This is a genomic window from Micromonospora sp. RTP1Z1, from assembly GCF_033804685.1.
GTDB lineage: Bacteria > Actinomycetota > Actinomycetes > Mycobacteriales > Micromonosporaceae > Micromonospora.
In genome coordinates, this window is sequence record NZ_JAPFQV010000023.1 from 24,375 (window position 1) to 36,900 (window position 12,526).

The window sequence follows — 12,526 nt, forward strand, 5'->3', positions numbered from 1 at the left end:
GAGCTTTCTCCGGGGCCCGTTCCGTGTCGCCGGTCAGACCAGGCAGGTGACGATGTCGGCGATCGACCGTCGGCGGCCGGTGTAGAAGGGGATCTCCTCCCGGACGTGCCGACGGGCGCCGGAGGCCCGCAGGTCGCGCATCAGGTCGACCATCCGGTGCAGCTCGTCGGCCTCGAAGGCGAGCATCCACTCGTAGTCGCCCAGGGCGAACGAGGCGACCGTGTTGGCCCGCACGTCCGGGTAGCCGCGGGCCAGCCGGCCGTGCTCGGCGAGCATCTCCCGCCGCTCGGCGTCCGGCAGCAGGTACCACTCGTAGGAGCGGACGAACGGGTAGACGCAGAGGTAGGCCCGGGGCTCCTCGTTGGCGAGGAACGCCGGGATGTGGCTCTTGTTGAACTCCGCCGGCCGGTGCAGCGCCATCTGCGACCAGACCGGGGTGAGCGCCCGGCCCAGCGTGGTCCGCCGGAACCGCAGGTAGGCGTCCTGCAGGGCGTCGCTGGACGAGGAGTGCCACCAGATCATCAGGTCGGCGTCGGCGCGCAGGCCTGCGACGTCGTACGTGCCGCGGACCGTCACGTCCTTGCCGGCCAGCTCCTCGAAGAGGGACTCGACCTCGTCGATGACGTTCTCGCGCAGCGACGGGAGCGGGCTGGTGGCCCGGTACACCGACCACATGGTGTAGCGAACGGTGGCGTTCAGCTCCTTGAGCCGGGCCGCGTTGGTCTGCTCGGTCATGATCCCGATCCTCCCAGGGCAGTGATGATCTCCTCGGCCGCGGTCTCGCCGGAGCGGACGCAGACCGGGATGCCGACGCCGTCGTAACCGGCGCCGGCCAGGGCCAGCGTGGGGTGGGCGGCGCGCAGCGCCGTCCGGGCCGCGGCCACCCGGTCGAGGTGGCCGGGGGCGTACTGCGGCAGGGCTCCGCCCCACCGCTGCACGTGGCTGGCGACCGGGGTGGGCAGCGGCGTGCCCAGCACCTTGGACAGCTCCCGGTGCACGGTGGCGACCAGGTCGTCGTCGGTCAGCTGGAGCGACGTCTCGTCGCCGTACCGGCCGACCGAGGCGCGGACCAGGGCGAGCCCGTCAGCCCGGCGCAGGTGTCCCCACTTGGTGGTGAAGAAGGTGGACGCCTTGATCAGCAGGCCCTCGGTGGCGGGTACCAGGAACCCGGAGAGTTCGGGCAGCTCCGGCTGGGGCAGGGCCATGGTGATCAGTGCGACGCTGGCGTAGTCGAGCCCGGCGAGGGCCACGGCCACCTCGGACGCCGGGCCGGCGAGCAGCCGGGCGGCCGGGCGGGCCGGCACCGCGAGCAGCACGGCGTCGGCCTCGACCAGCTCCGGCTCCCGGGTCGGGCCGACCACCAGCCGCCAACCGGTCGCCGTCGGGTGCAGCTCGCGCACCGCGGCGTCCCGGCGGATGATCGCGCCGCTGGCGGTCGCCGCCGCCTCGACCAGGGTGCTCAGCCCGCCGGCCAGGGTGCCGAAGACCGGTGTGCCCGGGGCGCGCGGCGCGGCGGCCTGGGCGGCCCGGACCGCGCCGACCAGGGTGTGCTCGACCCGGGCCGCCCGGGCCAGCGCCGGCATCGTGGTGACCAGGGACAGGTCGTCGGCCCGGCCGGCGTACACCCCGCCGAGAATCGGGTCGACCAGCCGGTCCACCACCTGGTCGCCGAGGCGGCGGCGGACCAGCACGCCGACGGCCACGTCCTCGTCCGGCCCGAGCAGCGGCCTGCCACCGTCGCGGTCGGCCTGCGCGGCCGGCGTCGCCACCGCCGCCACCTTCGCCAGGTCCCCCGGTACGCCGACCAGGGTCCCGCCCGGGACCGGGCGCAGCCCGCCGTCCACGGCGAGCGCGGCCTGCCCGACGGTGGGATGGACGATCTCGTCGGCCAGCCCGAGCCGGCGGACCAGGCTGACCGCGGCGGACTCCGCGCCGGCCGGGTCCCGCATCAGGAACGACTCGGCGCCGAACTCGACGGCCTGCCCGGCCAGCTCGCCGGTGCGCAGTTTGCCGCCGAGGGCGCCGGACTGCTCGTACACGGTGATCTCGGTGCCGGCGGGGGCGCGGTCGCGCAACCGGACGGCGGCGGCCAGACCGGTGATCCCGCCACCGACGACCGCCACCCGCCACGGCCGCCGCACCGTCATCTCCCCTGCTCGACCGGCCGCGCGGAGAGGTCGTGCACCAGCGCGACCACCCGGGTCAGCACGTCGGGGTCGGTCTCCGGCAGCACGCCGTGGCCGAGGTTGAACACGTGACCGGGGGCGGCCCGCCCCTGGTCGAGGATCCGCCGCACCTCGGCCTCCACCACCGGCCACGGGGCGAACAGCAGGCACGGGTCGAGGTTGCCCTGGACGGCCTTGTCCGGGCCGATCCGGCGGGTCGCGACGTCGAGCGGGGTACGCCAGTCGACGCCGACCACGTCCGCGCCGGCCTCGCCCATCGCGCCGAGCAGCTCGCCGGTGCCCACCCCGAAGTGGATCCGGGGCACGCCCGCGTCGGCCAGCCCGGAGAGTACCGACGCCGAGTGCGGCAGCACGTAGCGGCGGTAGTCGGCCTCGGAGAGCGCGCCGGCCCACGAGTCGAAGAGCTGCACCGCGGAGACCCCGGCGTCGACCTGCACCCGCAGGAAGGTGAGGGTCACCTCGGCCAGCCGGTCGCAGAGGGCGTGCCAGAGCTCCGGCTCGCCGTACATCAGCGCCTTGGTCTTGGCGTGGGTACGCGACGGGCCGCCCTCGACCAGGTAGCTGGCCAGGGTGAACGGGGCGCCGGCGAAACCGATCAGCGGGGTGTCGCCGAGCTCCGCGACGAGCAGCCGGACCGCCTCGTCCACGTAGGACACATCGTCCCGGGTGATCGGGCGGATCCGTTCGACGTCCTCGACGGTACGCACCGGCTCGGCCACCACGGGCCCGGTGCCGGCCACGATGTCCAGGTCGACCCCGGCCGCGGCCACCGGGACCACGATGTCGCTGAACAGGATCGCCGCGTCCACCCCGTGCCGGCGGACCGGCTGGAGGGTGATCTCGGCGACCAGCTCGGGGCGGCGGCAGGACTCCAGCATCCCCACGTTGGCCCGGATCTCGCGGTACTCCGGCAGCGACCGGCCGGCCTGGCGCATGAACCAGACCGGGGTGTGCGGGGCGGGCTCACGGCGGCAGGCCCGGACGAAGGGCGAGTCGGCCGGCCCGCCGCGGCGGGGTTCTCCGTCTCGGGCGGCAGTGCCCGTGGTGTCGGTGGTCATCGCGGCAATCGTGCCACGCCGCCGGGTGCCGCCAGCGGGCACCGCCGCCTTTTGTGACGGGGCCCGCGACACCGGTACGGACCGCCGGCGGTGACCCGTTCCGCGCTCCGATGATCGTGACCGCGCCCCTCGGCGCGCCGTGCCGACGACCGGACGGGCGGCGGCATAGGCTGCCGGCATGGCCCCCCCGATCGCGCTCCCGGAAACCTTCGCCCGCGCGGTCGCCGGACTGCGGTCGGTCACCTGTCGGCAGGAAATCGTGCTGGAGGAGGTCGGCGCACCCCAGCGCCTCGCCCCGTACGCGTTCGCGCTCTCCGCCGCCGTGCTGCGCGACGGCGACGAGGTGGCCACCGGGCGGTTGATCCTGCTGCACGACCCGGCCGGGCACGAGGCGTGGCAGGGCACCCTGCGGCTGGTCACGTATGTGACCGCCGAGCTGGAGGTGGATCTCGCCGCCGACCCGCTGCTGCCCGTCGTCGGCTGGACCTGGCTGACCGACGCGCTGGACGCGGAGCACGCCGGGCACCGGGCGATCGGCGGCACGGTCACCCAGACCCTGTCGACCCGGTTCGGGGAGCTGGCCGGCCCGCCCGCGGCCGGCGACATCGAGATCCGGGCCTCCTGGACGCCGCTCGGCGTCGACCTGGCCCCGCATCTGCTGGGCTGGTGCGCCCTGCTGGCCTCGACCGCCGGTCTCCCCCCACCCGGTGTGACGGCCCTTCCGTCCCGCCGCCCCGCCGGCACCGCCTGACTCCCCTCCCGTGACGTCCCGTCCCGGAGTCGATCATGGAGTTGTGGCGCCTCATTCCTGGCGCTTCGCCCCGTTCGGCGGGCACCACAACTCCATGATCGACGCGCGGTCCGCGGGTCAGAGGTAGTTCTCGGCCTCGTCGCAGACCTTGTTCAGGCCCTTGCTGGCCTTCTCGAAGGCGGCCCGGTTGCCGGCCGACGCCGCGGCCATCGCCTGGGTCAGCTTGTCCAGGCAGGTGGCGATGACCTTCTTCTGCCGGGCCTGCTCGTCCCGGTCGTTCTTGGTGCCGGTCAGGTCCTGCTCGGTGTCGGCCAGCTTGTCCCGCACGGACTGGAGATCGGTCTTGAGCTTCTCCATCTCCTGCTTGTTCGCCGCGATGGTGCCGTCCCGCTCGCTGACCTGGGCGGAGAGCTTCGTCTCGGTGCGGTTCAGCTCGCTGCTCTTGGTGACGAACAGGCCGGTCATCACGCCGCCGAGGACGAAGAGAAGCCCCGCGACGACGGCGAGGATCAGCGTGGTGCGACCCTTGCCGGCGCCCGCGGCGGGGGCACCGTAGGGCGGGAACGAGCCGGGCGGGGCGGACATCGGCTGTCCGAAGCCCGGACCGGAGACCGGCGGGGCGGACATCGGCGGCGCCGAGTACGACTGCGGGTACGTCGGTCCCGAGACCGGAGCGGAGCCGGGCGCGTACTGGCCGGGGACCGGCGGGGCGGACGCGGGCTGGACGGGCTGCGGCACGGTCGGGTCCGGCTGGGCCGGGCCGTACCCCTGCGGTGCGGACTGGCCGGCGCCGTACGGGTTGCCGTAGACGCCGCCGGCCGGCGGCTGCGGCGGGTAGGCCGGCGGGTAGCCCTCCGGGCCGGTAGGTGGCTGGGACATGATTTCTTCCTCCGGATTGCTGGTCCCCCGTGGGGTGGCCCCGAGGGGCCGGGTCTGCGGGTCGAGGGCCGACATCGTCGGCCGCCTCAGGTTCGACGGTGCGGCATGCGGTCAAGGCCGATCGCCCGGCCGGGTCGTTCGGTCAGCAGAGCTTGAAGGTGTCGCAGGCGGTCCTGATCGGCACGGCGAGGCCGATGCCCTCGGCGTCCCGGGCCTTGGCGGTGGCGATGCCGACGACCTCCTTCGAGCCGTTGATCACCGGCCCGCCCGAGTTGCCGGGGTTGATCGGCGCGTCGAACTGGATGACCGGACCGGAACCGCCCTCGTCCTTGCGGAAGGCGCTCACCACGCCGGTGGTCACGCTGTCCTGCAAGCCCAGCGGGGCGCCGACCACGACGATCTGCTGCCCGGACTTGACCGGCGTGGCGGCGGCGACCAGGCCGCTGAACTTGGCGGTCGTCCGCAGCTGGGCGAGGTCCTTGGCCTTGTCGACCTTGACGATGGTGGCCTCGAAGCGCTGGTCGGTCCGCTCCAGGAAGACCTTCCGGCCGCCGCCGTCGAACACCGACTCCACCACGTGGAAGTTGGTGAGCAGGGTGGTGCCGCCGGCGGCGGGCTTACCGATCGCGAACGCCGTACCGGTGAACTGGCCGGCCCGGACCCGGAACACGCTGGGTAGCACGGCGCTCGCCACGGCCTCCGGGTTGAACGCCGCGCCGGCCTGCTTCTCCAGCGCCTCCGCGCGCTTCTCCAGGTCGTCCATCCGGCTCCCGTCGGCGCCCTGCGCGTCGGCCAGCCGGCGGTCGGTCGCGGCGAGCCGGTCGTCCAGCCGGTGGAGCTGGTACGCCTGCACCCCCGCGACGAGGGCCAGCACCACGGCGAGCGCGAGCGCCACCACGGGCAGCCGGCGCCGCCGTTCGGGCCGGGCCGCGGGTACCGGCCACCCGGCCGGCCCACCCGGATACGCCGGCCCGGAGAACGGCTGCCCGCCCGGGTACGCGGGCACCGGGACCGGCTGCCCAGCTGGGTATCCCGGTCCGGCGGTCGACTGGCCGGCGAAGGCGCCCGGGAACCCGGCCTCGGCGCCGGGCGGCTGCCCGGGCACGGGCTCGGCGGGTGGCCATCCGCCCGGCCCGCGCAGCGCCCCCGGCGCGGCAGGACCAGCGTCGGTGGGGCTGCCCAACTGGCCGCTGTTCGGGGGCGGGGACCAGCCGGCCCGGGGCCCGGGAACGGCCGGCGGGCTGGGGACGGCCGGCGGGTGGCCGGGGACGACCGGTCGGTGCGGCTCGAAGCGCGGCGGCAGCGGACCCGGCCGGCCGTCGTCGGAACGTTCCGCGCGGCCGACCTCGGTCGCCTCGTCGGCACCGTGTCCCGGCGTCCCGTCGCCCGACCCGTACCCAGCCGTCATGATCGCCACGTCCTCCCCGTAGACGCCGTGCCGCGACGCCAGCGACCCTCGACCCCTCGGCGGCTCGATGGACCGTACCTGCGCGAACGCGGTTTGTCTCCCCCGATGTCCGACCCTGCCACGTCGGCGCCACCCGACCCCGCCACGACACTCGACGGCAACCGCGTCGACACGCACCCGACCGGCTGCGCACACCGGATCCGGTCGCGCACTAGGGTTGTCGGGTGACCGACGAACCACCCCTGCGCCGTCGGCCCGCCGAAAGCCGTACGGGAGAGGCATCCCAGCACCCGTCACCGGCCGCGCCGGAGCCTGCGGACGCGGGGACCGAACCCACCACCGGCGGGCCCGTACCGCTGACCGCGCCACGCGACGGCACGCCCGCGCCGGTGGCCACCCCGAGCGAGCTCGACGAGGTCGTGGCCCGCTTCGCCGCGGGTAGCGGACCGGTGGCCCTGGACGCCGAACGCGCCTCGGGCTACCGGTACAGCCAGCGTGCCTACCTGGTGCAGCTGCGCCGGTCCGGCTCCGGCACGGCGCTGATCGACCCGCTGCCGCTGCCCGATCTCGCTGCCCTGGACACAGTGATCGGCGAGGCGGAGTGGGTGCTCCACGCCGCCAGCCAGGACCTGGCCTGCCTGGCCGAGGTGGGGTTGCGGCCCCGCCGGCTCTTCGACACCGAACTGGCCGCCCGGCTGGCCGGCTTCGAGCGGGTCGGTCTGGCCGCGCTGACCGAGCAGCTGCTCGGCTACACGCTGGAGAAGCACCACTCGGCGGCGGACTGGTCCAGCCGGCCGTTGCCGGAGTCCTGGCTGACCTACGCGGCGCTGGACGTGGAGATGCTCGTCGACCTGCGGGACGCCCTCGACGAGGAGCTGCGCCTGCAGGGCAAGTCGGCGTGGGCGGCGGAGGAGTTCGCCGCGCTGGTCCGCTCCGGCGCCCGTCCGCCCCGGGTGCGCGCCGAGCCCTGGCGGCGTACCTCCGGCATCCACCGGGTGCGGGGCGCGCGGGCGCAGGCCCGGGTCCGCTCTCTCTGGTACGCCCGGGACCAGATCGCCGCCCGGCGGGACGCCGCCCCGGGCCGGGTGCTGCCCGACTCGGCCATCGTGGCCGCCGCCGAGCTGGATCCGACGGACGAGAAGACCCTGCTCACCCTCCCCGGCTTCGGCGGCCGGTCGGTACGCCGGCTGGCCCGCACCTGGCTGGCGGCCCTGGACGACGCCCGCCAACTGCCGTTGGACGCCCTGCCGGTGGCCCCGACCGTGGAGGGCCCGCCGCCGCCGCACCGCTGGGCCGAGCGCGACCCGGTGGCGGCCGGCCGGCTGGCCCGCTGCCGGGAGGTGGTGGTCCGGATCGCCGGCGAGCACACCCTGCCCGCGGAGAACCTGATCGCCCCCGACTCGATCCGCCGCCTCGCCTGGGTTCCGCCCGAGGGGGTCACGGACGACACGGTCGCGGAGACGCTGCGCGGCTTCAATGCCCGCGAATGGCAGATCGCCCTCCTCCTCCCCGACCTCACCCAGGCCCTCGCGGACCCCACCGCCTGACCCCACCGCCCCACCCACGCTGTTGATCAACAAGTTTTCGTCCGCGGCACGCCGATCCACGGACGCGAACTTCTTGATCGACTCGCTGTGGGCGGGGCGGGTGGCGTTGTTGTGGGGTGGGCCACACGGGGGGTGGTGTCGGGGTTGGTTACTGGCGAGTAGCATCCGAGGAAGTTGCCAGTGCCGGCTAGGAGGCTCAAGTGCCCCGTGAAGTCCGAGATGTCGTCTTCGTCGACGGCGTCCGCACCCCGTTCGGCAAGGCGGGTGGCATGTACGCCAACACCCGCGCCGACGACCTGCTCATCCGCTGCATCCGTGAGCTGCTGCGACGCAATCCGCAGCTGCCGCCGGAGCGGGTCGAAGAGGTCGCCATCGCCGCCACCACCCAGATCGGCGACCAGGGCCTGACCCTCGGCCGCACCGCCGCCCTGCTGGCCGGCCTGCCCAAGACGGTCCCCGGCTTCTCGATCGACCGGATGTGCGCCGGCGCGATGACCGCCGTCACCACCGTCGCCAGCGGCATCGCCATGGGCGCGTACGACATCGCCATCGCCGGCGGCGTCGAGCACATGGGCCGCCACCCGATGGGTGAGGGCGTCGACCCCAACCCGCGGATCATCGCGGAGAGGCTGGTCGACCCGTCCGCCCTGGTCATGGGCGCCACCGCGGAGAACCTGCACGACCGGGTCCCGCACATCACCAAGGAGCGCACGGACGCCTTCGCGCTCGCCTCGCAGCAGAAGACCGCCAAGGCGTACGCCAACGGCAAGCTGCAGGACGACCTGGTGCCGGTCGCCGTACGCGACCCGGAGGCCGGCTGGGGCCTGGCCACCACCGACGAGGCTCCCCGGGAGACCTCGCTGGAGAAGCTCGCCACCCTGAAGACCCCGTTCCGCCCGCACGGCAAGGTCACCGCGGGCAACGCGGCCGGCCTGAACGACGGCGCCACGGCCAGCCTGCTCGCCTCCGAGGACGTCGCCCGCGAGCTGGGCCTCCCGGTCGCCATGCGGCTCGTGTCGTTCGGCTTCGTCGGCGTCGAGCCCGAGGTGATGGGCGTCGGCCCGATCCCGTCGACCGAGAAGGCGCTGCGCATCGGCGGCCTGACCATCGACGACATCGGCCTGTTCGAGCTGAACGAGGCGTTCGCCGTGCAGGTGCTCGCCTTCCTGGACCACTTCGGCATCGCCGACGACGACCCGCGGGTCAACCAGTGGGGCGGCGCGATCGCCATCGGCCACCCGCTCGCCTCATCCGGCGTCCGGCTGATGACCCAGCTCGCCCGGCAGTTCGCCGAGCACCCCGAGGTCCGCTACGGACTGACCGCCATGTGCATCGGCATCGGCATGGGCGGCACCGTGATCTGGGAGAACCCGCACTGGGAGGGAAACAAGTGAGCGCGCTCTCCGCCCCGAACGAGGTCGTCACCAAGGCGCTGCTGCGCTCGGTGCAGGTGCCGGGCCTGGACCGGCCGGCCGCCCTGATCACCCTGGACAACGGCTTCGACCACACCAAGCCGAACACCTTCGGCCCGGCCGGCCTGACCAGCCTGGACGAGGCGATCACCGCCGCCCTGGCCGCGAACCCGGCGTTCATCGCGGTCACCGGCAAGCCGTACATCTTCTGCGTCGGCGCCGACATCGTCGGCCTGCCGGCGCTCGCCGACCGCGCGCAGGCCCTCGAGATCGGCCGGCTCGGCCACCGGGTCTTCGCCCGGCTCAAGGACAGCGAGATCCCGACCTTCGCCTTCGTCAACGGCGCCGCGATGGGCGGCGGCCTGGAGCTGGCCCTGCACTGCCACTACCGGACGCTCTCCGGCGGCGCGGCGGCCCTCGCGCTGCCCGAGGTCTCCCTCGGCCTCGTCCCCGGCTGGGGCGGCACCCAACTGCTGCCGAACCTGATCGGCATCCCCGCCGCCACCCAGGTGGTCATCCAGAACCCGCTGATGCAGAACAAGATGCTCAGGCCGAAGCAGGCAACCGAGATGGGCATCGCGGACGTCCTGCTGGAGCCGGCCGACTTCCTGGAACGGTCCCTCGAGTGGGCCGCCGGGGTGGTCTCCGGCACGGTCACCGTGACCCGGCCCGAGGTCGACAAGGACATGTGGGCGGGCGTGCTCTACTTCGCCCGGCAGACCCTCGACCAGCGGCTGCACGGCGCGGTCCCGGCCGCGTACAAGGCGCTGGACCTGCTGGAGACGGCGAAGGACGCCGACTTCGCCACCGGCACCGCCGCCGAGGACGAGGCCCTGGCCGACCTGGTCTTCTCCGAGGAACTGCGCAGCGGCCTGTACGCCTTCGACCTGGTGCAGCGGCGGGCCAAGCGGCCGGCCGGCGCGCCGGACAAGGGCCTGGCCCGGCCGGTCACCAAGGTGGGCATCGTCGGCGCCGGCCTGATGGCCAGCCAGCTCGCCCTGCTCTTCGCCCGCCGCCTCCAGGTGCCGGTCGTGCTGACCGACCTGGACCAGTCCCGGGTGGACAAGGGCGTCGGCTACGTGCACACCCAGATCGAGAAGGCCGTCAGCAGGGGCCGGATGGACAAGGGCACCGCCGCCAAGCTGTACGGCCTGATCAGCGGCTCGCCGAAGGCCGAGGCCTTCGCCGCGTCCACGCCGGGCCAGCTCACGTCGTTCGCTGACTGTGACTTCGTCATCGAGGCCGTCTTCGAGGACCTGAACGTCAAGAAGCAGGTCTGGGCCGAGCTGGAGAAGATCGTCAAGCCGGAGGCGGTGCTGGCAACGAACACCTCGTCGCTCTCGATCACCGCGATGGCCGAGGAGTTGGAGCACCCGGAGCGGGTGGTCGGCTTCCACTTCTTCAACCCGGTCGCCGTGCTGCCGCTGCTGGAGATCGTCCGCGGCGAGCGGACCGACGACGCCACCCTGGCCACCGCGTTCGCGGTCGGCAAGCAGCTGAAGAAGTCCTCGGTGCTGGTGAAGGACGCCCCGGCGTTCGTGGTCAACCGGCTGCTCACCCGCTTCCTCGGCACGGTCTTCGCCGCCGTCGACGCGGGCACCCCGCTGGACGTGGCGAACAGCGCGCTGGACCCGCTGGGCCTGCCGATGCGCCCGCTCGCCCTGCTCCAGCTGGTCGGGCCGGCCGTCGCGTACCACGTCGGCGGCACCCTGCACGCCGCGTTCCCGGACCGGTTCCACGTCAGCGAGAACCTCAAGCGGATCGCCGAGTCCGGACAGCCGATCGTGGTCGACGACCAGGTCAACGACGACGTGGCCAAGCTCCTCGTGGTCGGCGACCAGCCGCTCACCGCCGAGCAGGTACGCCAGAACGCGCTCGACGCGCTGGCGCAGGAGATCCGGCTGATGCTCGACGAGGGCGTCGTCGCCGAGGCGCAGGACATCGACCTGTGCATGATCCTCGGCGCCGGCTGGCCGTTCCACCTGGGCGGCGTCACGCCGTACCTGGACCGGACCGGCACCTCCGAGCGGGTCACCGGCCAGCGGTTCCTGCCGCGCGGGGTAGCCAGCCTGCGCGCCTGATCCACCCCGCTCCCCCACGATCGCGGTGGCCGACCGTCCCCTCCCGGACGGACCGGCCACCGCGGTCGTCATTTCCCGGGCCCGGGACGGGCCTCCCGGCCCGACAGCACGCCAACCCGGGCCTCCCGGCCCGCATCGCGGCGGCCGGATCTTTCCCGGGAACGGTGCGCCAGCTCAGCCCGCCCGGTCACGACCCGGCGGCGGTTTCGTCACCTCGGCAGCGGGCGGTCAGCGGGCGGTCGGTCGGCCTGGCTACCATCACTGGTCCCAATCTTCACCTGGAGCTGACACGTGTCCCAGCCGCCCTCCAATCCGTATCCCGGTTCTTACCCGCCGCCGCAGCAGCCCGGCGGCTACCCGTCGCCACAGCCCGGCCCCCAGTACGGCGGTGGCTACCCGCCGCAGCAGCCCGGCCCCCAGTACGGCGGTGACTACCCCCCGCAGCAGCCGGGCCAGCAGTACGGCGGTGGTTACCCGCCGCCGCAGCAGCCCGGCCCGCAGTACGGCGGCTACCCGGGCGAGCAGCCCGCGCCGCAGGCCGGCTCCTACCTGGAGAGCGGCCAGCCGTCCTACGGCGCCCCGGCCGGCCCGCCGCCGAAGAAGTCGAACGTCGGACGGATCCTGCTGATCACGCTGGCCGTCGTGGTGGTGCTCTGCCTGGGCGGCGCCGCGGTCCTCTTCTTCGCCGCCAAGGGCCCGGTAGGCGACGTGGTGGAGGCCACCAAGACCCGCATGGTGGCGCCCGCGACGCTGGCCGGCCGACCCAAGGTGACGGACCCGAAGCTGACGTCCGCCGCCGAGGACATGAGCTCGGAGATGAAGAAGAACGTCCCGGATGCCACCAGCACCGTCGGCGCGTTCTACGGCAACCCGGACAAGAAGGACCTGGTCATGATCGCCGGTGCGTCCGGTGTGCTGGCCGACCCGAAGAAGGAGCTGGAGGACGCCACCAAGGGCCTCTCCAGCGAGCTGACGGTGACGACGTTCAATACGGTGGACGCCGGCCCGCTGGGCGGTAACGCCAAGTGCGGCGACGGCAAGGCCGACGCCATCCAGGTGGGCGTCTGCGTCTGGGCCGACCGCGGCAGCCTTGGCGTGATCGTCATCTACTTCAAGTCCGGCGCGCAGGCGCAGGCCGAGCTGGTCACCATGCGTGGGCAGATCGAGCAGAAGGGCTGACCCGCCCGAGCCGGTGGTCCGGGCC

The 12,526-nt window shown here is 73.8% G+C and carries 10 protein-coding genes; 5 read left to right on the forward strand and 5 right to left on the reverse strand.

Features of this window, described 5'->3' with window-relative positions; genetic code table 11:
* Window positions 1-33: 33 nt before the first annotated feature.
* The 3 genes from hemQ to hemE are packed head-to-tail and all read right to left on the reverse strand — an operon-like array spanning window position 34 to window position 3,244.
* The gene (gene hemQ / locus SLP03_RS13925) at window positions 34-735 is read right to left on the reverse strand and encodes a hydrogen peroxide-dependent heme synthase (RefSeq protein WP_319461006.1); all 702 of its coding nucleotides are present in this window, start codon (window positions 733-735) and stop codon (window positions 34-36) included.
* Window positions 732-2,141: a protoporphyrinogen oxidase gene (hemG, locus tag SLP03_RS13930; RefSeq protein ID WP_319461048.1), complete on the reverse strand. Its 1,410-nt coding sequence runs from the start codon at window positions 2,139-2,141 to the stop codon at window positions 732-734. Before hemG ends, hemQ begins: the two co-directional genes overlap by 4 nt.
* Before the next feature lie 2 nt (window positions 2,142-2,143).
* Window positions 2,144-3,244 carry a uroporphyrinogen decarboxylase gene (gene hemE, locus SLP03_RS13935; RefSeq protein ID WP_319461007.1) on the reverse strand — a complete coding sequence of 367 codons (1,101 nt, stop codon included), beginning with the start codon at window positions 3,242-3,244 and terminating at the stop codon, window positions 2,144-2,146.
* 178 nt (window positions 3,245-3,422) lie between these two features.
* Between hemE and SLP03_RS13940 the strand changes: the two genes are divergently transcribed.
* The gene (locus tag SLP03_RS13940; protein WP_319461008.1) at window positions 3,423-3,995 is read left to right on the forward strand and encodes a DUF3000 domain-containing protein; all 573 of its coding nucleotides are present in this window, start codon (window positions 3,423-3,425) and stop codon (window positions 3,993-3,995) included.
* Window positions 3,996-4,112: 117 nt separating this feature from the next.
* Here the strand turns inward: SLP03_RS13940 and SLP03_RS13945 are convergent, their stop codons facing one another.
* Window positions 4,113-4,874: a hypothetical protein gene (locus tag SLP03_RS13945; protein WP_319461009.1), complete on the reverse strand. Its 762-nt coding sequence runs from the start codon at window positions 4,872-4,874 to the stop codon at window positions 4,113-4,115.
* 142 nt (window positions 4,875-5,016) lie between these two features.
* On the reverse strand, window positions 5,017-6,282 hold the full coding sequence (locus SLP03_RS13950) for a trypsin-like peptidase domain-containing protein (RefSeq protein ID WP_319461010.1): 1,266 nt from the start codon (window positions 6,280-6,282) through the stop codon (window positions 5,017-5,019).
* A 224-nt stretch (window positions 6,283-6,506) separates the two neighbouring features.
* Between SLP03_RS13950 and SLP03_RS13955 the strand changes: the two genes are divergently transcribed.
* From SLP03_RS13955 to SLP03_RS13970, 4 genes are all read left to right on the forward strand, one after another.
* The gene (locus SLP03_RS13955) at window positions 6,507-7,829 is read left to right on the forward strand and encodes a ribonuclease D (protein ID WP_319461011.1); all 1,323 of its coding nucleotides are present in this window, start codon (window positions 6,507-6,509) and stop codon (window positions 7,827-7,829) included.
* 200 nt (window positions 7,830-8,029) lie between these two features.
* Entirely contained in the window at window positions 8,030-9,223 is a 1,194-nt protein-coding gene (locus SLP03_RS13960; RefSeq protein ID WP_319461012.1) for an acetyl-CoA C-acyltransferase, read from the forward strand.
* Complete coding sequence (locus SLP03_RS13965; protein ID WP_319461013.1) at window positions 9,220-11,322, forward strand: 3-hydroxyacyl-CoA dehydrogenase NAD-binding domain-containing protein; 2,103 nt, start codon at window positions 9,220-9,222, stop codon at window positions 11,320-11,322. Before SLP03_RS13960 ends, SLP03_RS13965 begins: the two co-directional genes overlap by 4 nt.
* Before the next feature lie 291 nt (window positions 11,323-11,613).
* Window positions 11,614-12,501 (forward strand): hypothetical protein, encoded by an 888-nt coding sequence (locus SLP03_RS13970; RefSeq protein ID WP_319461014.1) that lies wholly within the window; start codon window positions 11,614-11,616, stop codon window positions 12,499-12,501.
* The last annotated feature ends 25 nt before the right edge of the window (window positions 12,502-12,526 follow it).

Coding starts and splice junctions, on each gene's coding strand:
- hemQ (WP_319461006.1), bottom strand. CDS start 735: ATGACCGAGCAGACCAACGCGGCCCGGCTCAAGGAGCTGAACGCCACC.
- hemE (WP_319461007.1), bottom strand. CDS start 3,244: ATGACCACCGACACCACGGGCACTGCCGCCCGAGACGGAGAACCCCGC.
- SLP03_RS13940 (WP_319461008.1), top strand. CDS start 3,423: ATGGCCCCCCCGATCGCGCTCCCGGAAACCTTCGCCCGCGCGGTCGCC.
- SLP03_RS13945 (WP_319461009.1), bottom strand. CDS start 4,874: ATGTCCCAGCCACCTACCGGCCCGGAGGGCTACCCGCCGGCCTACCCG.
- SLP03_RS13950 (WP_319461010.1), bottom strand. CDS start 6,282: ATGACGGCTGGGTACGGGTCGGGCGACGGGACGCCGGGACACGGTGCC.